Here is a 20659-nt window from a genome sequence, read left to right as displayed (position 1 = left end):
GTAACGTTTCCGTCATGCCTGGACTGGTGGCACCAGAACGGAAGTGCGCGATGCACTAGAGGTTCACCGGCGCCGACCGTACACAGTGGACGCTTTCTCGATCACGCCGAGGAAAGGACGCCCCGTGAACACGATTCCGCCGGATCCCGACCCCGTACCGTCCCCGCCGCCCAGCGCGCACCAGCGAGTCCTGGCGGCGTTCGAGCGCATCGCCGAACTGGACCGCCCGGAAATCTGGACCACCCTCCGCGCCCAGGAAGACGTCCTCGTCGACGCGAAGGCCGTCGACGAGCGCATTCGCGCAGGTGAGGAGCTTCCGCTCGCGGGCTCGCTGCTCGCGGTGAAGGAGGGTATCGACGTCGCCGGTCTGTCCACCGTGGCGGCTTGTCCGTCCTCTTCGTACCTGCCCGAGATGAGTGCCACCGCGGTCTCGCGGCTCGCCGCCGCGGGCGCCGTCGTGCTCGGCAAGACCGATCCGGAGCAGCTCGCGGCCGACCCGCTCGACGTCGCCAGCGGGGTGGCGGTGGCGGTCTCGCTCGGGATCGTCGATCTGTCGCTGGGTACCGATCTCATCGGGGCCGGCCGTGTTCCCGCCGCGCTGAACGGTGTCGTCGGGCTCAAACCCACGCCCGGCTTGGTGCCGGCGACCGGCATTTCCCCGTCCACGCTCTCCTGTGACAGCGTTGTGGTCTTCGCTCGCGGGCTCGTCGAGGCGCAGCGCGCGGTCGGGCTGATGACCGGTCCGGACAGTCGTGCCTGGCCCGCCGACGTCCGGTTCGGGGTGGGGGAGCACCCGCGGCTCGCGATGCCGGACGACGACTGGCTCCGGTCACTGGCGGCACCCGCGCGGCTCGCGCTCGGCACGGCTGCCGCCGCCCTGCGGTCGTCCGGTGCGGTGGTCGAGCCGTGCAGCCTCGCGGCATTCAGGGAAGCCGGGGAACAACGGGTGCTTGCGGGCTACGACGCGCTGCTGTTGCCGACTCTCCCCGAACATCCCGGTGTCGCCGCGGTCAGGGTGCCGTCGCGGCCCGGCGAGCAGGGCCCGTCCGGGGTCACCGTGGTGACCAGGGCCTTCGACGATCAGCTCGGTCTGGACCTCGCGGCCGTCCTCACCGGTGAGCCGCCGTCGCTCTGCTCGGCGCCCGGTGCCGACCTGGTGGTGTTCGGGGCCCATCTGCGCGGGCAGCCGCTCAACGACCGGCTCATCGCACTGGGCGCGCGGTTCGCGAGTCCGGTTAGGACGGTCGAGCGGTATCGCATGGTGTTGCTGCCGACCGAACCCCCGCAACCGGGCGTCCTGCCCGCGGGGGCCAGCGGGCTCGACGGCGAACGGTGGCGACTCTCGCCGGCGGCGCTGAGCCGCTTCGCCGCCGAACTGCCCGACCCGTTCGTACTCGGCCGGATCGAGCTGGAAGACGGCACCTGTCCGCAGGCTGTGCTGTGCGAGGCCGTGGCGGCCGACGGCGCCGAAGACCTGGCGCGCTACGAGTCGTGGCGCGGCTATCTGCGGTTCGTCAGTACCGCCGGTCCGCGAGACCCCGGGTGACCCGTCGCACCAGACCCGGGCCGTGCAAGGCGAACCCGGTGTAGAGCTGGACGAGGCTCGCTCCGGCGTCGAGCATGCGGGCGGCGTCACCGGCGCCGAGGATGCCCCCGACGCCGATGATCGGCAGCTTGCCCTCGGTCCGGTCCTGCACGAACCGGACGACCTCCAGCGCGCGGGCGGTCAGCGGGCTGCCGGACAGCCCGCCCGTCTCCGCACTGAGCCCGGCCTCGGCCGGGACGATCCCGTCGCGGCCGAGCGTGGTGTTGGTGGCGATGACGCCCGCGACGCCGTGCTCGAGGCAGACCTCGAGAAGCTCGGCCAGCGCCTCGTCGGTCAGGTCCGGTGCGACCTTGACCAGCAAGGGCGTCGGCGGCCGTCCCGCTTCTTCGGCGAGCGCACCGGAGGTGAGCCGCAGTTCGGTGAGCAGCTCCGCGAGCGCGGCGCGGTCCTGCAGCGCGCGCAGGCCGGGGGTGTTCGGGGAGCTGACGTTGATCGCGAAGTAGTCCGCGTACGGGTGCAGCGCGCGCAGCGAGAAGCGGTAGTCCTCGACAGCCTCGTCGAGCGGGGTCACCTTCGACTTGCCGATGCTGATCCCCAGCGGGACACCGGGCTTGCCGCTCGCGGCGAGCCGCGTGGCCAGCGCCTGCGCGCCTTCGTTGTTGAAGCCCATCCGGTTGATCACCGCGTCGGTCACCGGAAGGCTGAACAGCCGCGGCTTCGGATTGCCCGGCTGCGCGTGCCGGGTCACCGTGCCGACCTCGACGAATCCGAACCCCAGCGCGGGCCACGCCGCCAGCGCGCGGCCGTTCTTGTCCATCCCGGCCGCGAGGCCGACCCGGTTGGGGAAGCGCAGGCCGAGCACCGTCACCGGGTCGTCGGTGCGGTAGACCTTTTCGAGTGCCTTCAGCGCGGGCGAGACGCGGCTCAGCCTGGCGAGCGCGGCGACCGTCCGTTCATGCACCAGCTCGGGGTCGTGGTAGGCCATCCGGTACAGCGCCGGACGGACGATCTTCTCGAAGAGCACGGCGTCCATGCTGCCTCATCGCCGCGCCGGCGCTCGGCACAGGTGGTACCCGGCGTGAACCAGCCCTCAGCGGCGGGCCTTCCACTCGTGGTCGAGCATCGCGAAGACGAACTCGTCGGTCCACTCGCCCTTGACCACCTCGTTCTCCCGCAGGTGGGCTTCCTTGCGCATGCCGAGCCGCTCCATCAACGCCGCCGACCGGGTGTTGCGGCCGTCGCAGCGGCCGATGATCCGGTGCAGGCCGAGATCCTCGAACCCGAGCCGCAGCAGCTCGGTCGCCGCCTCGGCGGCCAGCCCCTTGCCGTGGTGATCGGGGTGGAACACGAAACCGATTTCGCCCTGCTGGTGTTCGGCGCTGAGGTACTTCAGGTTGAGGTCGCCGATGAGCTGCCCCGTCGACGCGAGTTCGACCGCGACGGCGAGAAGCTGGCCCTCGGCGGACAGCGTCGAGCTGTGCACGCGTTTGGCCAGCGCGGCGGCCGATTCGGCGCGGCTGCGCGGACCCCAGTAGAGGTAGCGGGCGACGTCGGCCCGTGACTGGAAACTGTTCAGCGCGTCGAGATCTTCGGGCCTGAACGGGCGCAGCAGCAGACGGTCCGTGGTGATCGGATAGTCAGGCCTCAGCATGCCGTTCAGGCTAGTCACGCGAGGTCCGTTCGGGGTAATCGCGTAAACCCCTCTTCGCCCAAGGCCGAACTCCGATCGCCGGACGGTCGTCGCGGCCGGATGGGCGGCCACACGATGATGACTCCAGATATGGGTAACCCCCGGCGTGCCTCCCGAACGCCGTCAAACGTTCGGGCCCGAGCCGGACTGGAGCTCGGGTACGCCGGGGGCCCGGTGACTGCCTGGTATTCGCAGAGGTCACGCGGAACGTGACCGATAGCAGGCAGCACACGAAGCAGGCGATGAGCCGAAGGTGGCTCGCGTTGTACCGCTGCTCAAGGTCCTATCGTGTGCCATCCGCTAGCGGACAGCCACCTCACGAGTCCTTTGGGAATACAACTTAGGACCACCTCCTTTCTCGTGTACCGCCACGCTATGCGAAGTCCTCGGGTTCCGGCAACGTGATTTCGTTGATCTCCTTCACCAGCGCGGTCTTCCGGTCCGGGGCCAGGGACGACACCTCGACCGCGCTCCGGGCGAGCCGGGCGATTTCGGGCGTGCTCAGCCGCAAAGTCCGGGCCACGGCGAGGTATTCGCCGGTGAGCGTGGCCCCGAACATCGGCGGGTCGTCGGTGTTGATCGTGACCACGACGCCGTGATCGAGCATGCGGCGCACGGGATGGGCCTCGATCGAACCGACCTGCCCGGTGCGGACGTTGGACGTCGGGCACACCTCGAGCGGAATCCGGTGTGCCGCAAGGTATTCCAGTAGCGCCGGATCGCCGGCGCAGCTGGTCCCGTGGCCGATCCGCTCGGCGCCGAGGTCGTGGATCGCCGACCAGATCGTCGCGGGCCCGGTGGTCTCCCCGGCGTGCGGGACGCTGTGCAGCCCGGACTCCCGCGCCGCGGTGAAGAACGGTTCGAACTGCGCGCGCCCGACGCCGATCTCCGGCCCGCCGAGGCCGAACGACACGAGCCCGTCGGGCCGTTCGCGCAACGCGAACGTGAGGGTTTCCCGCCCGGCCTTGACACCCTTCTCTCCGGGAATGTCGAAGCACCAGGCCAGTTCGACGCCGTGGTCCGCCGCCGCGGCGGCCCGGCCGGTCTCCAGCCCGGTCAACAGGTCGTCGGCGGACATCCCGTCGAGCAGATGGTTGTACGGCGTCACGGTGACCTCGGCGTAGCGCGCGTTGTGCGCCGCGAGGTCGGCGGCGAGTCCGGTGACCAGGGTGTGGATGTCGTGCCGGTCGCGCACCAGCGAGGTGACCGCCAGGTACACCTTCAGGAAATGCGCGAAGTCGCGGAAGGTGAAGAACTCGGCCAGTTCGGCCGCGTCCGTCGGGACGCCCGCGGCGGGCCGCCGCCGGGCCAGTTCGAGCACGGTCGGCAGGCTCGCCGAGCCGACCAGGTGGACGTGGAGTTCGGCCTTGGGCAGGGCCTGCACGTACGCGCGCAGCGCCTGCCCGGTCAGGATTTCGGGCATGACAAAGCTCCCTGAGAATGGAAGTGAGGTGACGTGCGGAAGAAAGGGCGGGCTCAGGGAGCGAGGTCGCCGCGTTCGGTGTCGGCTCCGTAGAGCGGGAGCTTGAACGTCGTCACGCCGTGAATCCTACCGGCTCGGGGCCGGTCCTGGCTGGCATTTCGGGCAATACCAGGTGGGCCTGCGGTACACGTCCTCGCCCTGGGTGTCGACCAGGACCCGGCCGCCGCAGCGGAAACAGCCCTGGCGGGTGCGTTCGTAGACCCAGTTCCGGCGGCCTCGGGCGAGCTCGCCGGTGGTGCTCTGCTCATGCCGCCAGGCGTTGGCCAGCAACAGTTTCCGTGCGAGCGCCACGACCTTCGTGGTGTCCACTTCGGACACCGGGGTCCACGGCGTCACCTTGAGCAGGAAGCAGATCTCGACCTTGTACAGATTTCCGACGCCCGCCATGACCCGCTGGTCGAGCAGCGCGAGCCCGAGTTCCCTGCCCGGGTCGGCGGCGAGTGCCTCCGCCGCGCGCCGCGCGTGCTCGTCCGTCCATTGTAGATCGAGCAGATCCGGGCCGAGATGAGCCACCAGGGAGCGTTCCTCGGCGGTGGGCACGAGTTCGAGGTCGTGTACCCGGAACCCGATCGCCTGGACGTCCTTCGCCGCCAGGATCACGCGGGCGTGGTGGCCGGGATGACGCCATTTCGCCCCGGCGGGGTAGATGTCCCACGTGCCGTCCATGCGCAGGTGGCTGTGCAGCGTCAGGTCCCCGGAGAACCGGGTGAACAGATGTTTCCCGACGGTCCCGGTGCCCAGCACGTCCCGGCCCGAAAGGTCCACAGTGGCCAGTGCGGGATGACGGAATTCCCCGCGTACCAACGTCTTCCCGGCGAGCGCCTTGTCGAGCAGCTTTCCGGCGAGGAAGACGGTGTCACCTTCGGGCACGGTTCACCCCGCGTTGCCGGTGACTTCCGCCGCTTCGCCCGCGCCGGTCTCCTCGACGTCGTCCTCGCCCTTGACGCGGTGGCGGCCCGCCCGGCTCGACCGCAGGATCTTCGCCAGCACCATGTTGAAGGTCAGCGCGATCTCCTGCGCGCCGGGGGAGTGCCACTCGTGGATGGGACTGCACGCGCCCTGCGCCTGCTGCACGGCGAGCCGGTCGGTGATCGCGGTCGGCATCACCAGCGGGCCGAAGTTCTCGCGCAGCTCGGCGATCCGGAACTGGTGCTCGTACGAGCGGACGCGCAGCCGGTTGACCAGTACGCCGATCGGGCGCAGGTCGGGGTTGTTCTCCTTGCGGATCTTCTCGATCGCTTCGAGCGCGCGCTGGGCCCCGGCGACGGCGTACATGGTCGGTTCGGTGACGATCAGCGCGCTGTCGGCGGCGACGAGCGCGGACTTGGTGAGCCTGCCCAGCGACGGCGGGCAGTCGATGATCACCAGGTCGTACGGGGTCTCCCTGATCGGCGCGCGGTGCAGCTCGTCGAGCGCGCGGGAGAGGTTCTCGAGCCTGCGGGGGTCGGCGTCGGGTTCGTTGAGCTGCTCCAGCTCCTCGGCGCCGACGAGGACGTCGACCTCGTCGCTCCAGACGCTCGGCGCGATGGCGCGTTCGAGCACCGCGCGCTGCGGGGTCTCGAGGACGTCGGCCAGTGTGGCGTCGGTGAACGGCGGATCGAGCGAGGTGGTGGCGTTGCCCTGCGGGTCGAGGTCCGCGACGAGAGTCCTCGTTCCCCTACGGAGCGCAGCGGAAGCTACACCGAGAGCGACCGTCGTTTTGCCGACGCCTCCCTTGAGGCTGAGAACGGCGACCGTGTGCACTCGATACAGCCTACGGGCCGACCGGGGTGGCCTTGCCCAGCAAGGTGTCGAACGCCGCAGCGAGATCGCGGGCGCCCGCGGTGCGCAGCCGGTGCAGCGGGGCGCAGGCACCTTGGGCCTGCGCGACGGCGGCACGGTCCGGCAGCACCGGGTCGAGCACGAGGCCGTCGAACGTCTCGCGCAGCTCGTTCACCCGGAAGGTGTGCTCGGTGGACCGCGGTTTCACCCGGTTGACGATCACGCCGAGCGGCCGCAGGCGCGGATTGTGCTGCTCGCGCTCGGCTTCGACGGCCTCGGCGGCGCGCTGCACGCCGGAAACCGCGAACAGCGAAGGCTCGGTGACCAGCAGGGCGGCGTCGGCGGCGACGAGCGCGGAGCGGGTCAGCCTGCCCAGCGACGGCGGGCAGTCCAGCAGCGTGAGCGGGTACGGGTCGGGCAGTTCGGCGACGGCGGTCGCCAACCTGCCGAGACGGCGTGAGCCGGGCTCGGGGTCGTTGAAGGCTTCGGCCTGTTCGGAGCCGACCAGCACGTCGACGCCTTCGCCCCAGGCGCTGCGGGTGATCGCGGAGGTCACCACGTGGCGGCGCGGGGTGGCGAGGACGTCGGCCATCGTGTTCTTGACCTGACCGGGGTCGAGCGCGGCGGTGGCGTTGCACTGCGGGTCGAGATCGGCGACCAGCGTGCGGATCCCGCGGCCCAGCGCGGCGGAGGCGAGGCCGAGCACGACGGTCGTCTTCCCGACGCCGCCCTTGAGACTGAGTACCGCGATGGTGGGCACGGTGTGCAGCCTAACCGCGAGACGCGGGTGAGGCGCGGGTGAGCGGATGGCGGGCACTACGCTGTGCCGCTATGAAGACCGACACCGTGGCCGCCCGAGGTTCGGGGGTGGTTCGCCGGGTGCTCGAGGCGGAGCTGAAGGCCGCCCGCGCGCGGGGCGTGGAGCAGCCGAGCGTCGTCGACGTCGGCGGTGGCAGCGGCGGCTGGGCCGTTCCGTTCGCCTCGGCGGGGTGCCTGGTCACCGTGGTCGAGCCGAACCCGAACGCGCTGGCGACGCTCCGGGTGCGTGCCGAGGAGGAAGGCGTCTCGCACCGCATCACGGTGATCGCGGACGATTCGGACGCGCTGGCCACCCACGTGCCCGCCGGCTCGGCGGACCTGGTGCTGGCCCACGGCCTGCTCGAAGTCGTCGACGATCCCGCGGCGGTGCTCGGCGCGCTGGCCGCCGCCGCGGCGCCCGGCGGGGCCGTGTCGATCCTGGTCGCGAACCGGCACGCCGCCGTGCTGCACCGCGCGCTGGCCGGCCGGATCGCCGAGGCGCAGGCCTTGCTGGCGAGCGCCGACGGGGTCGTGCCGGACGGGCGGGACACCGTGCTGCGGCGCTTCGACAGCGAGGGCCTGCGGGCGCAGCTCGTCGCCGCCGGTCTCGAGGTGACCCTGTTGCGGGGCGACCGGATCGTCGCCGACGTCGTGCCGGGCGGGGTTCGCGAAGAGGAACTGGCCGAGTTCGAACAGGCCGCGTCCGCCGTCCCGGCGTTCCGCGACGTCGCCGGCCGCCTCCACGCACTGGCCCGCCACCCGTAACCGCGGGTTCTCCGGTCGGGTTTCGTTACTTGTGCTGAAGGACGCCTTTAGTGCATCCAGTGCACTGAAGGCGTCCTTCAGCGCGGCCAACGCACTGAAAGCGTCCTTCAGCACCTTTGCCCGGGCACCGGAATTGTCGGGGGTGGCGGGTAGCGTTCGCCTCGATGGGAAGAAACGCTGAACTGCCTGGGGGAATGGCCCGGTTCCGGGTCACCGCGGGTGCCACGAGCCCGCCGGACGACACCGGCTGCGGGATCCTGCACGTCGACATGGACGCGTTCTACGTGTCGGTCGAGCTGCGGACGCGGCCGGAGCTGGTGGACAAGCCGGTGGTGGTGTCCGGGAACGGCCCGCGCGCGGTGGTGTCGGCCGCGAACTATCCGGCGCGCACGTTCGGGGTGCGCTCCGCGATGCCGTTCGCCGTGGCGAAGCGGCTGTGCCCGCAGCTGGTGTGCATCACGCCGACCTTCGGGCTGTACGGCGAGGTTTCCCGCGGTGTGATGGGGATTTTCCGCGAGCTCACCCCGCTGGTGGAGCCGCTGAGCCTCGACGAGGCGTTCCTCGACGTCAGCGGGGCGCTGCGCCGTCTCGGCGCGACACCGGCCGAGCTGGGGGCGCTGATCCGGGCCAGGGTCGAGGCCGAGCACGCGATCACGTGCTCGGTGGGGGTCGCCAAGGTCAAGTTCGTCGCCAAGCTCGCCTCCGGGATGGCGAAACCCGACGGGATGGTGGTCGTCCCGGCGGCGGAGACCCTCGGCTTCCTCCACCAGCTGCCGGTTTCGGCGCTGTGGGGCGTCGGCAAGCGCACCGAGGAGCAGCTGCTCCAGATGGGACTGACCACGATCGCCGACGTCGCGGCCGCGCCGCTCGCCCGGCTCCGGCGGTCGCTCGGCACCGCCGCCGGTGAGCATCTGTACGCGCTCGCCAACGGCCACGACGATCGCGCGGTGGTCCCGGACTCGGCGGAGAAGTCGATCGGCGCCGAGCACACCTTCGACGTCGACCGCCACGACCGCGCCGAGCTGGCACTGCGGCTGCTCCGGCTCGCCGAACGCGTCGGCGCGACACTGCGGGAGCGCGGGCTGCGCGGCCGCACTGTGTCGATCAAGGTCCGGTTCGCGGACTTCCGCACCATCACCCGCGCCCGCACCCTGCTCACCCCGACCGACGTCGCCCGCGAGATCCACCGCATCGCGGTCGAGCTGCTCACCGAACACGCCCCGTCCGGGGCGGTCCGGCTGATCGGCGTGCGGGTCGAAGGGCTTGTCACCGGCGAGTCGGGGGAGCAGCTCGTCTTCGACTCCCCGGAGCCCCGCTGGCGTGACGCGGAGGTCGCCGCCGACGTCGCGAGGTCCCGGTTCGGTGCCGCCGCGGTGCGCCCGGCGTCACTGCTGACGCCGGGTGAAGAGTGAGTTCCATCGCGGTGACGCAGCGTCAACCCACGTCGCCCGGGAATTCGCCCGATTCGATCCCGACAGGATGCGAGATCGGGTAGTCGGCAGCGCGCGGGACTCGTATCCTGGACAGTGCCACCCCACCTGGGGTTGGCTGTTGGGTCCAGGACGTTGCGCGGCCCGGCGCCCGCGACAGCTGTGCCGGAGGAGGAAAGATGCCACTCTCCGAGCATGAGCAGCGGCTGCTCGATCAGATCGAGCGCGAGCTCTATGCCGAGGACCCCAAGTTCGCATCCACGGTGCGCGGCACCCGGTTGCGGCGCCCCGCCCGGCGAAGGCGCATCCAGGGGATCGCGTTGTTCGTGGTGGGTGTCGCACTACTGGTGCTCGGTGTGGTGGTGCCGCTGTTCCGGGTTGCCGACATCCCGCTGATCAGCGTGCTCGGGTTCCTCGTGATGTTCTTCGGGGTCGTGATGGCCGTGACATCGATCAAGCAGGGTGTCGACGGCGACGGCCAGCGAGCGGGGCCGGGCGACCGCGGCGGCAGCGGGAAGCAGGCCGGCCGCCGCAGCTCGTTCACCCAGCGCATGGAAGAACGTTTCCGCCAGCGCTTCGAAGAGCAGTAACTCCCGTATCGAGCCACGCCGCCAAGGTGCCCGCCTTGGCGGCGTGTTCGCGCGGTCGGCCGATCGTCGGGTCCCCGGCCACCGCGGCCGGACCGGTCCCGCGAACGGGTGGGGTAACTCGGGCGGGGGTTTCGCTCAGTTCCTGCGGGTGAACAAGGACTTCGGGAAGAGCTTGCCGCGCCACGACGTCGGCGCGTTCCGGCGCAGGCTGTGCCGCACCTCGCCGAACGACCGGCTCAGTTCCGGATCGGTGTCCTCCCGGCCGCTGTACCACGAACGCTCGACCGCGCCGATCACCGCGCGCAGGCCTTCGCGGCCTTCCTCGTCGAGATGGTGTTTCTGCGCCAGTTTCTGCCCGGCCACGCGCACGGTGTCGCTGTCCGGGATCGGCAGCCCGCGGTCGGCGCATTCGGCCAGCAGCTCCCGCCAGGCCGCGTCCGCGGCGCCGGGACGATGGCTCGCGACGACGCTCAACCGCCGTCGCCGCTGGAAGTCCCGCACCGCGGCGGGTCCGGCGAGCACGGCGAGCAGGACCAGGACGATCAGGCCGAGCCACCACGAAGCCCAGGCCGCGAGGAAGGCGATCCCGGCCGTCCACAGCCCGGCGACCACCAGGGGGACCCAGGCCAGCACCATCCGGGCGCGTTCGTCGCCCACCGCCTGTGTACGAGGCCGTGTCGCGAGCGCCACGGCTCCTTCGTCGCGCGTGGGCTCGGATCCCTGCCCGGGCCGGCTGTCCGCGGGCGACGTCGCCGGACCACCCCGCAACCGTGTTCCGAGGCGTTTGCGGAAGAACACCGCGGCGAGGATGACGAGGACACCCAGCGCCCAGAACACGGCGGCGAGGATGCCCTCCCAGTCGGTGTCGTCCGGCTTCGGCGCTTCGGCCGGTGCCTGGGCCTGGTCCTTGGCCGGGTCACGCGAGGTGCCGGTGGCGGGCGCGCTCGACGTCGGGGCGCTCGGCGCCACCTGGGTGTCGGTCGTCTTGCCCCCGCTCGGCCCGTTCTGCTGCAGATACGGCGGGACGACCCCGCGCCCGTCGGCCAGCGGCGTCGGATCGAAGCTCACCCAGCCCCGGTCCCCGAAGTACACCTCGACCCAGGCGTGCGCGTCCTGCGAGCTGATCGACTGGTAGTCGCCCTTGCGGACGCCGGGGGTGAAGCCGATCGCGACCCGGGACGGCAGCCCCGCCACCCGCGCCATCACGGCCATCGCCGAGGCGAACTGCTCGCAGAAACCCCGTTTGCCGACGAGGACGAAGTCGGCGAGCGCGTCCGCGTCGGTCGCGTCCGCTGTCCTCGTGTCGTAGACGAACCCGTTCTGCGCGGTGAAGAACTGCCACAGCGCGGTGGCCTTGTCGAAGTTCGTGGACTTGCCCGCGGTGAGCTGCTCGGTCTTGGCCCGCACACGCGGGTCCACCCGGTCGACCTGGGTGTAGTAGGGCGGCAGGTCGGCGGGGTTCACGTCGACCGTGCGCAGCTCGTCCTGCGTGGGCTGCTTGAGCGACGCGGCCTCGGTGTACGTCGGCGCGCTTTCCTTCCGCGTCGTGAACACCGCCCCGGTGACCCGGTCGTAGAGCCAGTTGTCGGCGACGCCGCGCAGTTCGCGCGGCGCGCCGTAGATCGGCAGCCAGTTGTCGACCCAGCCGGTCGGCTCGATCTGTATCTGCCGGGTGGGACCGGAACCGTCGTCGCCCGGCGCCGTCGGCAGCGTCTTGTTCGCCTGCACGCCCTGCTGGGCCTGGCCGCCGTTGCGCAGCCCCCAGCCCTTGTTGGGGGTGTACGTGTCGAGGGTGAACGCGCGCAGCAGCTGCCGGTCCGTGTTGAGCCCGCGCACCTTGAACAGCTCGGTGTTCTCGCCCTGGTCCAGCAGTCCGCGCAGTTCGGTGAAGGGCTCGACGCCGAAGCCGCCGGGGCTGGTGCCCCTGCCACCCGCGCCGTTGCCGCCGAACGGGATCTTGCCGACGGTGCCGACCCAGGTCACCGTCCCGCCGAGCAGGCCGAGCACGATCGCGGTGCTGACGACGGCGATCGGGATCGGCAGCACGCTCGCGGAGCCGCCCGCGCCCGGTGCCTCCCGGGTGCGCCAGCGGCGGTGCCGGTGATTGCCGTCGACCGCGAGCAGCCCGGCGAACGCCGCCGCGCCGAGCACGAAGGTCCACCACGGCAGCATGTCGTCGGCCAGCGCCGCGGGCACCGCGTACACGCACAGCAGCACCAGCCCGGTCGCCGCGGGAGCCGCGGCGGCGACGGCGAGGGTGTCGACGAGGACCGCGACGAGACCGATCGCGATCGTCACCAGGCAGAGGATCGGCGGCGTCCCGTCCACCGGGGCCAGCCCGGTCCGGATCTGCTCCGCCGACGCCGCGAGTGTCTGGCTCAGCTCGTCGAGCGCCCGCGCGCCGGGAATGATCTTGAGGATGCCGTGCGAGGTGAACGAACCGGTGATCAGGAGCAGCAGTACGAGCAGCTGGCTGAGCCCGACCACGATCGTCGGCGCCCGCAGCGAGCGCAGTGCGAGCCCGGTGGCGGCGATCAGCACGACCGCGACGAGCAGGTAGCCGAACCACGCCCAGCCCGCGACGACACTGGTCAGCGACGTGGCCGCGCACAACGTCGCGAGCCCGGCCGCGACCGGCGCGACGACGCTGCCCGCCCAGGCGGACATCCGGTTCGGTCCTGGTGGAGGCGCGGTGGGACGCGGGCGCGGCGGCGCGGCGGCGGTCACCGGGGGCCCCCGATCAGCGTGCCGCGGCTCGCGCCCGCCCGGCACAGCTCGCTCCACACCTGCGGCATCGGCGAGGCGGGACCGGCGACGACGACGCCCCAGCCCGCGGCGCGCAACAGCTCGGCGGCGTCCTCGGTGGCGGCGGAGCGCTGCTGCGATCCGTTGACTCCCGCCGACCAGCCCGGTGTGTCCAGCAGGACGGCGAGGCTGCGGATCCCGCGCGGGCGGTACCGGGCCAGCTCGTGCACCGATTCGGCGCTCACCGTGCCGAGCACTGCCACGAGTTCCTGGCCCTCGGCCGGATCGTGGCCGAGGGTGATGTCGCGCTGGTGCGCGGGCTGCAGCGCGGCCAGCGCGTCCAGCACGACGTGGTCGTAGTGGTCGCCGCCCTCGGCGGGGGTGTCCGCGATGGTGGTCCCGTGCTCGCTGACGAGCCGGACGTGGTGGCCGGAGCGGCGCAGGTGCAGCGCGACGGACGCGGCGAACGACACCGCCCACTCCAGGCTCGCCGCCGGCCCCGCGCCGTGATGCGCGGCCGCGCGGTGATCGAGCAGGACGGTCGTCCCGCCGCGCCACGGCCGTTCCTCGACGCGCACCATGATCTCGTCCCGGCGCGCGGTGGACCGCCAGTGCACCTTGCGCAGGTCGTCGCCCATCCGGTACTGCCGCACGATGACGTCCGGCTCGCCCTGCCCGGCGTGCAGCCGGATGGTGCCGTCGTCCCCGGCCCCGATGCCGGCGCCGCTGGGCAGCCCCCACAACGGGAACACCTGCGGCACGACGACGAGCCGGGAGTGCGCGATCAGCTCCCGTTCGAACTCGCACAGCCCGAACGGGTCGGTGATCGTCGCGCGCAGCGGCCCGACCTGCTGGATGCCGCGCAGCACCGGCTGCAGCGGATAACGCAGCGCGACGCGGCGGTCGTGCGGCAGGCGCTCGACGACGAACCGCGGCCGAGCGCCCAGCGCGTACGGGACGCCGTCCTCGAGCAGCACCTCACCCGCCGGGAGCCTGCCGCTGCGCCACAGCTCCAGCTGGACCTCGCCGGTCGAGCCCACCGAGACCCGCTGCGGGTGCAGCGAGCGGGCGGCGCCGATCCGCAGCCGCGAGGCGGAGATGAACACGGTGACCAGCACCGGGAGCGCGACCACGAAGACGGCCACCCGCAGCAGATCCCGCTCGTTGAGCACGAACGAACAGGCCGCCGCGGCGAGCCCCGCGGCGAGGAGGCAGCGGCCACGGGTGGTCAGGCCGGACAGGGCACGCAGCATGCGTTTCTCTCTACTAGCGCCTGGTTTCGTGGCTCAGCGGTGGTTCTGCCCCTGCGGCACCGGGACCCGGTGCAGCACCGCGCGGACGACGTCGGTCGCAGAGCGCCGGGCCGCGTGCGCCTCGGTGGTCAGCACGAGCCGGTGGGCGAGCACCGGGACCGCGACCGCGTGCAGGTCGTCCGGGACGACGTACTCGCGGCCGGACAACGCCGCCTGCGCGCGCGCCGAGCGCACCAGCTGCAGCGTGGCGCGCGGGGAGGCCCCGAGCCGGATCTCCGGCACCTGCCGGGTCGCCGCCGCGATGTCCACCGCGTACCGCCGCACCTCGGGCGCCATGTGCACGTTCCGCACGGTCTGGATGAGCCGGTGCACGGTTTCGCCGTCCGACACCGGCTGCAGCTCCGCGAGGGGGTCGTGCCCGGCGTGCTCGTCGACCATGGCCAGCTCGGCCTGCTGGTCGGGGTAGCCGATGGACACCCGCGCGGTGAAGCGGTCCCGCTGGGCTTCGGGCAGCGCGTAGGTGCCCTCCATCTCGATCGGGTTCTGGGTGGCGATCACCATGAACGGCTCGTCGAGCTCGTAGGTGCTGGTGTCGACGGTGACCTGGTGCTCTTCCATGCACTCCAGCAGCGCGGACTGCGTCTTCGGCGAAGCGCGGTTGATCTCGTCGCCGACCACGATGTTCGCGAACACCGGGCCGGGGCGGAACTCGAACTCGCCGGTCTGCCGGTTGTAGATGGAGACACCGGTGACGTCGCTGGGCAGCAGGTCCGGGGTGAACTGGATCCGGCTGACCGTGCAGTCGATGGAGCGGGCGAGCGCTTTCGCCAGCGACGTCTTCCCGACGCCGGGCACGTCCTCCACCAGGAGGTGGCCTTCGGCGAGCAGCGTGACGAGGGCGACGCGGATGACGTCGGGTTTGCCGACGAGGACCCGCTCGACGTTCGCGGCGATTCGCCGTGCCGTCTCGTGCAGTTCGTCAAGGGAGGCGTGCCCCGGCCGGCCGTTCCGCCTGCCATCGTCCTCCGCCGCGGGGTAGGGCAGCTGGCCCGTCTGCCCCGCCGTCTGCTCACCCTGCTGCTCCGCGGGCGTCGCAGACTGGATTCTCGACGTCACTCGACCTCCTGGTGCCGCATGGCTGTGCTCGTTTTCCCGCCGGTCGTGGCCGGCCCCCTCGCTGTCCGCCGGTTCGCGCGCAGCGAGCAGCATTCCATTCAGTGTGTCAAACTCGGGCGAACTCGGGGTGAGAACCCCAGGATGCCTGGTTGGTGACGCTGTGCAAGCACGGAGCTTACTCCGTTCGAGGGGTGATTCACCCGATTCTGGGTGCTCCCGTTGACCTGGTGTTTTGTCGTATGCTCCGGTTCGAGGTCACGCGACTACGGAGAGGCGTAACCGCACATGAGCGAGCTGGGCACGAAGCCACCGTTCGACGTCCGCGGCTTCGCGGTCGCACCCGAGCTGGCCACCGACGCCTACGCGAAGATCAGCGCGCTGCAGGACGTGGTCGGTGAGATGGTTCGCGAGGCGAAGGTGCTCGGCCGCACGGTCCCGCTCGGCGGCGGATACGCCACCGAGGTCGGCAAGTTCATGGCGGAGTACGGCATCGGCGGACAGGGCTCGGCTGTGCAGTCGCTGACGGCGTTCGGCAAGGAGCTGGAGAACCTCAAGACCCGGATGGCCGAGGCGCTCGGGCGCTACCAGCACCAGGACGAGGCCGCGGCCGACGGCGTGGACTGCGTCGGTGGCTGACCGGTGAACCGAACGTTTCTCCGCCCGGCCCTGCTCGGCGTGCTCGGTCTGGCGCTCGCGGCTTGCGGCCACGCCCAGGGACAGCCCGGCGCCGCCGCGCACGTGCAGAGTTCCTCCGCGCCGCAGTCGTCCTCTGCTCCTTCTTCTCCGGTGCCCGCCGGGCCGCCGACGCTGGCGACGCTCGACCCGTGCACGCTGCTGTCGCCCACCGACCGGTCGACGGTCGGGGTGAGCGTGATCGGGAAGCCGAAGACGATCGGCGAGGCGAAGGCCTGCGACTGGACGGTGCCCGCCACGTTCGGGGTCACCGTGACGGTGGACGAGAAGCACGGTCTCACCGATCTCGAGGTCGCGCGCAAGACCGCGACGAGGACGAAGGTCGGCGCGCACCAGGCGCTGCACGTGTCCGACCGCAAGGCGGGCGACGGCACCTGTGCGGTACTGCTCGGCGTCGGCTCCGGCGGCAGCGTCCAGGTCGACGTCAGCAACACCACCTTCTCGGACACCGCGCTGGCCTGCAGCCGGGCGGACACGGTGGCCGGGCTCATCGAGCCGAAACTGCCCTAAGCCAGCCAGCGGAAAGGAAGGTGTGCCCGTGCCAGGAGCGGAAGAGGCGGCCACGCGTGTCCCGGCGCCGTCGGCCCGGTACGAGTCCTACAGCCACGAGGCGCTGGCCGCCGAGGTGGCACGGGACAACGACCCGGTGGCCGCGGGCCAGCTCGGCGCGCAGTGGCAGGGACTGGCCCGGCGCTTCGCCGATTCCACCGCCGAACTGAGCGCGCTGGTCAACAACACGCACGAGCACTGGCAGGGCCAGGCAGGCGACGCGGTGCGCGAGGTGCTCGGGACAGCGGCGGGCTGGCTCGTCCAGTCGGCCGGGGTGTCCACCGCCCTCGGCGAGTCGGTGGCCGGGCAGGCGGACGTCGCCGCGCGAGCCAAGGCCGAGATGCCGCCGCCGGTCGGCTTCGATCCCGCCTCGATGATCCGTGAGGCCGCCGCGAGCGGGAGCCTGTCGATGCTGGCGGGGCTGTCGGCCGCGATGGACGCGCAGCGCGCCCGCGCCGAGGCCGCCCGGCAGAAGGCGGTCGACGTCATGAACGCGCGGGACGCGGCCTTGCACGGGCTCGTCCCGAGCCGGCGGTTCGAGGCGCCGCCGTCGCTCGGCAATGCGGCGAAGGGCCCGGCTTGATCCGGGTTTCCGCGTCCGCGTTCGACATCCTCTGGGCCGATCTCGGCTTCGCGCGCCCGCCGGATCCGCTGTGCGTGCGCAGCGTCGGCGGTACCGACGCGGAACGCGCGCGGATCCGTGCCGAGGTGTACCGGAACCTCGGCGAGCGTGGCCTGCACGACGGCGAACGGCTCGAACCGGCGCTGGAGGACCGGCTCGGCCTGCTGGCCGGGGGAGAGGTCTACCTCGCCTGCGAAGCGCTCGCCGACATGACCGCCGAGACGCCGTTCCGTGCCGTGACCGCGGTATGCGGCCGCGACGGCGTTCTCGCGACCCAGCCGGAACAGACGATCGCCCTGACCGATATCGGCGCCGCCGAATGGTGCTCGGCGATCGTGGACGTCTTGCCCGAGCTGAGCGCCGGGCCCGGCTACGGCCTCACACTGCCGGCGTCGAGCCTCGGCGAGGGCGGGGACCCGGTGTACGGGGAGCGGGGCGCGCGATCCGCGGCGTCCGCGGCGCAGCTGCGCGAGGTGCTCGCGATCCAGGCGCGCCCGGTGTACAGCGCGGGACAGTTCAGCGTTTCCGTGCGGGGCACGGACGGCCGGGTCCGTCGCGCGGGCGGGCTGACATGGTTCGACACCGACGTCGGCGCGTACTGCGCGGGAACCTCCCCTGGGCGCGGTGGTCAGGAGTGGGTCACGGTGTCCCCAGTGGACAGTCAGCGCCTCGTCGACCGGATCGCCGCCCTCCTCACCACCGACGCCTAGCGACACCTTCTTTCCGGTTCCTCCCCGGCGGTCTCGTGGCGCCCTCATGCGCCCCAATGTGGCGTTCGGTGCGTGGAATCAGGCTGGACGCGCAGCGTCTCCGTTGAGGGTGGCGGCGGGGGCAAGGGCGGAGCACCGAACGCCACATTGGGTGCGTTGGACGCACCCAATGCCACATTGGGGCGCTTGACCCCCGTCCCCACCGAGCCCCACAGGTGCCCCCACCCGGCCCCACCCGGTTCCCCACAGTGCCCCACCGGGGTGCCCCACCTTTCCCCACAGCGCGCCCACGTGGTCTTCTCGCGGCCGTCAACCGGACGTTTCAGGCCCCGTTCCGGTTGCCTGGGACCCCGGTGCGGGGGATCTTGGCCACGGTCCCCCACGTCACCCCCCACCCGGCCCCACCTTGCTGACCAGCGCAAACGTCTGACACGACGGAGTGGTGACGGCGCCGGTCGCGTTGACTGTGGTGAAAAGTGGGGTACGGTGGTGCGCAGTGGGGCAGAAGGGAGCCCCGTGGCCGAATCCGATGGTTTCCATCGGGCTCGGTAGGGAGGTGGAGGCCGGTGTTCCTCGGCACCCACACCCCGAAGCTGGACGACAAGGGGCGGCTCACGCTGCCCGCGAAGTTCCGCGACGCGCTCGCCGGTGGGCTGATGATCACCAAGGGGCAGGACCACTGCCTCTTCGTCTTCCCCCGCGCGGAGTTCGAGCAGATGGCACGCAAGGTCGCCGAAGCGCCGTTCACCAACGAGTCGGTTCGGGCCTACCAGCGCTATCTCTTCGCCGGGACGGATGAACAACGCCCGGACGGGCAGGGGCGCATCGCCATCGCGTCCGAGCTCCGCCGCTACGCGGGGCTCAACAAGGAGTGCGTGGTGATCGGTGCGATCACCCGGTTGGAGATCTGGGACGCCCAGGCGTGGCAGGGCTACCTGGATGAGCACGAAGACAGCTACGCGCAGGCTCGAGAGGAAGTGTTGCCGGGCGTCTTCTAGGCGTGGCCGTGCCGGGAGCACCCCAGTCGTCGGGGGACGGGGGTTCTCCGGCGGCCGCGGACGGAAAGCGACCGCGTGGATGCCGTGAGGCCTCTGTCCGCTCAACAGCCCTGGTGCACCTTCCCCGGCACCAGGTCCGAAGCGGGCGGACAGGGACCTGACGGCATCCGCCACATTCACGGGTGTACGGCAGCGGAAAGGGGGAAGGTCATGACAGCCGAACACGAGCACGTTCCGGTGCTGCTCGACCGGATCCTCGAGCTGTTCGCACCCGCCCTCGCCGATCGCGACGCGGTGCTGGTCGACGCGACCGTCGGCCTCGGCGGTCATTCCGACGCCCTGCTGGCGGCGTTCCCGCGGCTGCGCCTGGTGGCGCTGGACCGCGACCCCGCCGCGCTGGAACGGTCCGGGGAACGGCTGGCCCGGCACGGGGACCGGGTCGATCTGGTCCACACCGTCTACGATGGACTGCCCGCCGCGCTCGCCGGGCTCGGACTGTCCCGTGTGGACGGAATCCTGTTCGACCTCGGCGTCTCCTCGATGCAGCTCGACCGCGCCGAACGCGGGTTCGCCTACGCCAGGGACGCGCCGCTGGACATGCGGATGGACCCGACCACCGGGTTCACCGCCGCCGACGTGCTCAACACCTACGCGCCCGGCGAGCTGGTGCGCATCCTGCGCGACTACGGCGAGGAGCGGTTCGCCCAGCGGATCGTCAAAGCCGTTGTGGCGGAACGGGAAAAGGAACCCTTCACGCGCAGCGCGCGGCTGGTCGAACTGCTCTACGACGCGGTGCCCGCGGCGAGCAGGCGTACCGGCGGGCACCCCGCGAAGCGGACGTTCCAGGCCTTGCGGATCGAGGTCAACGGCGAGCTGGAGGTGCTGCGCCGGGCGATGCCCGCGGCGCTGTCCGCGCTCGCGATGGGCGGCCGGATCGTCGTCGAGTCCTATCAGTCCCTCGAGGACAGGCTGGTCAAGCAGGCGCTGGCCGAGCTGGCGAAATCCCGTACGCCGGAAGGACTTCCGGTGGAACTGCCCGGGCATGGCCCGGAGCTGAAGCTACTGACGAGAGGGGCCGAGAAGGCCTCGGACACGGAGATCGAGCAGAACCCGCGGGCCGCTTCGGTGCGGTTGCGGGCCGCAGAACGGATCGGAGAGGCAGCGCGACGATGACCGCTCCCACGAAGTCCCGCGGCCGCCGTACACCGGCGACGCGCCAGCGTGCCACCGACCGGAACGCGGTGGAGCTGGAGCCGGGAACCACGACGGCGCAGCCGGACGCCGCGCCGCGCCGCGCGTCGCGAGGCCGGACCTCCGCGGCCGAACGCGCCTACGCGCGCCGTGCGCAGCGCGCCGATCTGCTGTCCCAGCGCGCCCCGCGGCCGGCGCCCCGGCCCGACGCGAAGAAGCCCGAGCGGCGCAAGCTCAAGCTGAGCTGGCCGAAGTCGCGCGCGTCGTTCGTGCTCGCGATGATGGGCCTGCTGGCCGTCGGGGTCGCGACGACGCTTTGGCTGACCACGCAGGCGATCGCCGACTCCTACCGCCTGGAGCAGTTGCGCACCACCAACGCGAGCCTGGCCGAGGCCAAGGCGAAGCTGCAGCGCGACGTCGCCAAGGCCGAGTCGCCCGGTTCGCTCGCCCCGGCGGCGCAGCAGGGCGGGCTGGTGCCCAGCGGCGACCCCGCCCGGATCATCGTCGGCCCCGACGGCAAGACCACGCTCGTGGGCGAGCCGAAGAAGGCGCAGGACGCGCCGCCGGCGGCCCAGTCCGTGCCGCCCGCCGCCCCGGCGGGCGGGCCCCCGCGCGGGGGCCGGCCCCGGGGGGGGCAGACTGGCCCGGGGTCGATATAATATATACGATGCCTCGAGACATATTTCTCTGTGGGTTGGGGGGGTTGGGGTGGTGTTTCG

Annotated in this window: 20 protein-coding genes; 11 read left to right on the top strand and 9 right to left on the bottom strand. The window is 71.7% G+C overall.

What is annotated here, in order from left to right; all coding sequences use genetic code 11:
- The first annotated feature begins 124 nt into the window (after window positions 1-124).
- Window positions 125-1546 carry an amidase family protein gene (locus ACFWY9_RS33845; protein ID WP_378340765.1) on the top strand — a complete coding sequence of 474 codons (1422 nt, stop codon included), beginning with the start codon at window positions 125-127 and terminating at the stop codon, window positions 1544-1546.
- Here the strand turns inward: ACFWY9_RS33845 and ACFWY9_RS33840 are convergent.
- The 6 genes from ACFWY9_RS33840 to ACFWY9_RS33815 all read right to left on the bottom strand — a co-directional run bounded on the left by ACFWY9_RS33840 (window position 1515) and on the right by ACFWY9_RS33815 (window position 7240).
- A complete protein-coding gene (locus ACFWY9_RS33840; RefSeq protein ID WP_378340783.1) occupies window positions 1515-2570 on the bottom strand; it encodes a quinone-dependent dihydroorotate dehydrogenase in 1056 nt (351 codons plus the stop codon). The two genes, ACFWY9_RS33845 and ACFWY9_RS33840, sit on opposite strands and share 32 nt — an antisense overlap.
- Window positions 2571-2636: 66 nt before the next feature.
- Window positions 2637-3197 carry a GNAT family N-acetyltransferase gene (locus tag ACFWY9_RS33835; RefSeq protein ID WP_378324249.1) on the bottom strand — a complete coding sequence of 187 codons (561 nt, stop codon included), beginning with the start codon at window positions 3195-3197 and terminating at the stop codon, window positions 2637-2639.
- A 412-nt stretch (window positions 3198-3609) separates the two neighbouring features.
- Window positions 3610-4659: an adenosine deaminase gene (gene add, locus ACFWY9_RS33830; RefSeq protein ID WP_378340764.1), complete on the bottom strand. Its 1050-nt coding sequence runs from the start codon at window positions 4657-4659 to the stop codon at window positions 3610-3612.
- Between the two features lie 126 nt (window positions 4660-4785).
- Window positions 4786-5589, bottom strand: coding sequence for a DNA-formamidopyrimidine glycosylase family protein (locus ACFWY9_RS33825; RefSeq protein ID WP_378340763.1), 804 nt, complete (start codon window positions 5587-5589; stop codon window positions 4786-4788).
- A 3-nt stretch (window positions 5590-5592) separates the two neighbouring features.
- Window positions 5593-6462, bottom strand: a complete 870-nt coding sequence (locus ACFWY9_RS33820; RefSeq protein ID WP_378324253.1) for a ParA family protein — start codon at window positions 6460-6462, stop codon at window positions 5593-5595.
- Between the two features lie 10 nt (window positions 6463-6472).
- On the bottom strand, window positions 6473-7240 hold the full coding sequence (locus ACFWY9_RS33815; RefSeq protein ID WP_378340762.1) for a ParA family protein: 768 nt from the start codon (window positions 7238-7240) through the stop codon (window positions 6473-6475).
- Window positions 7241-7311: 71 nt separating this feature from the next.
- Here ACFWY9_RS33815 and ACFWY9_RS33810 point away from each other — a divergent pair, with 71 nt between their 5' ends.
- The 3 genes from ACFWY9_RS33810 to ACFWY9_RS33800 all read left to right on the top strand — a co-directional run bounded on the left by ACFWY9_RS33810 (window position 7312) and on the right by ACFWY9_RS33800 (window position 10063).
- Entirely contained in the window at window positions 7312-8043 is a 732-nt protein-coding gene (locus tag ACFWY9_RS33810; RefSeq protein ID WP_378324255.1) for a class I SAM-dependent methyltransferase, read from the top strand.
- A 194-nt stretch (window positions 8044-8237) separates the two neighbouring features.
- Complete coding sequence (gene dinB / locus ACFWY9_RS33805) at window positions 8238-9455, top strand: DNA polymerase IV (RefSeq protein WP_378324281.1); 1218 nt, start codon at window positions 8238-8240, stop codon at window positions 9453-9455.
- A 197-nt stretch (window positions 9456-9652) separates the two neighbouring features.
- A complete protein-coding gene (locus ACFWY9_RS33800) occupies window positions 9653-10063 on the top strand; it encodes a DUF3040 domain-containing protein (RefSeq protein WP_378340761.1) in 411 nt (136 codons plus the stop codon).
- A gap of 135 nt (window positions 10064-10198) precedes the next feature.
- On the opposite strand, the gene ACFWY9_RS33795 is transcribed toward ACFWY9_RS33800, so the two are convergent.
- The 3 genes from ACFWY9_RS33795 to ACFWY9_RS33785 are packed head-to-tail and all read right to left on the bottom strand — an operon-like array spanning window position 10199 to window position 15177.
- The gene (locus tag ACFWY9_RS33795) at window positions 10199-12730 is read right to left on the bottom strand and encodes a DUF3488 and DUF4129 domain-containing transglutaminase family protein (RefSeq protein WP_378340760.1); all 2532 of its coding nucleotides are present in this window, start codon (window positions 12728-12730) and stop codon (window positions 10199-10201) included.
- Window positions 12731-12786: 56 nt separating this feature from the next.
- Window positions 12787-14061: a DUF58 domain-containing protein gene (locus tag ACFWY9_RS33790; protein ID WP_378324258.1), complete on the bottom strand. Its 1275-nt coding sequence runs from the start codon at window positions 14059-14061 to the stop codon at window positions 12787-12789.
- A 33-nt stretch (window positions 14062-14094) separates the two neighbouring features.
- Entirely contained in the window at window positions 14095-15177 is a 1083-nt protein-coding gene (locus tag ACFWY9_RS33785; RefSeq protein ID WP_378324259.1) for an AAA family ATPase, read from the bottom strand.
- A 285-nt stretch (window positions 15178-15462) separates the two neighbouring features.
- Here ACFWY9_RS33785 and ACFWY9_RS33780 point away from each other — a divergent pair, with 285 nt between their 5' ends.
- The 7 genes from ACFWY9_RS33780 (at window position 15463) to ACFWY9_RS33750 (ending at window position 20599) form a co-directional block, all read left to right on the top strand.
- Window positions 15463-15813 carry a hypothetical protein gene (locus ACFWY9_RS33780; protein ID WP_378324260.1) on the top strand — a complete coding sequence of 117 codons (351 nt, stop codon included), beginning with the start codon at window positions 15463-15465 and terminating at the stop codon, window positions 15811-15813.
- Window positions 15814-15816: 3 nt separating this feature from the next.
- Window positions 15817-16380, top strand: coding sequence for a DUF3558 family protein (locus ACFWY9_RS33775; RefSeq protein WP_378324261.1), 564 nt, complete (start codon window positions 15817-15819; stop codon window positions 16378-16380).
- A 28-nt stretch (window positions 16381-16408) separates the two neighbouring features.
- Complete coding sequence (locus tag ACFWY9_RS33770) at window positions 16409-17002, top strand: PE-PGRS family protein (RefSeq protein WP_378340759.1); 594 nt, start codon at window positions 16409-16411, stop codon at window positions 17000-17002.
- Window positions 16999-17751, top strand: a complete 753-nt coding sequence (locus ACFWY9_RS33765; protein ID WP_378340758.1) for an ESX secretion-associated protein EspG — start codon at window positions 16999-17001, stop codon at window positions 17749-17751. The genes ACFWY9_RS33770 and ACFWY9_RS33765 overlap by 4 nt, the downstream gene beginning before the upstream one ends.
- A 566-nt stretch (window positions 17752-18317) precedes the next feature.
- Complete coding sequence (gene mraZ, locus ACFWY9_RS33760; protein ID WP_378324264.1) at window positions 18318-18749, top strand: division/cell wall cluster transcriptional repressor MraZ; 432 nt, start codon at window positions 18318-18320, stop codon at window positions 18747-18749.
- 210 nt (window positions 18750-18959) lie between these two features.
- Window positions 18960-19922, top strand: a complete 963-nt coding sequence (rsmH, locus tag ACFWY9_RS33755; RefSeq protein WP_378324265.1) for a 16S rRNA (cytosine(1402)-N(4))-methyltransferase RsmH — start codon at window positions 18960-18962, stop codon at window positions 19920-19922.
- A complete protein-coding gene (locus tag ACFWY9_RS33750) occupies window positions 19919-20599 on the top strand; it encodes a hypothetical protein (RefSeq protein ID WP_378340757.1) in 681 nt (226 codons plus the stop codon). The genes rsmH and ACFWY9_RS33750 overlap by 4 nt, the downstream gene beginning before the upstream one ends.
- The last annotated feature ends 60 nt before the right edge of the window (window positions 20600-20659 follow it).

Origin of the sequence: Amycolatopsis sp. NPDC059027 (assembly GCF_042739735.1) — a bacterium.
Taxonomy (GTDB): domain Bacteria; phylum Actinomycetota; class Actinomycetes; order Mycobacteriales; family Pseudonocardiaceae; genus Amycolatopsis.
This window is presented reverse-complemented; position numbering and strand designations above follow the sequence as displayed.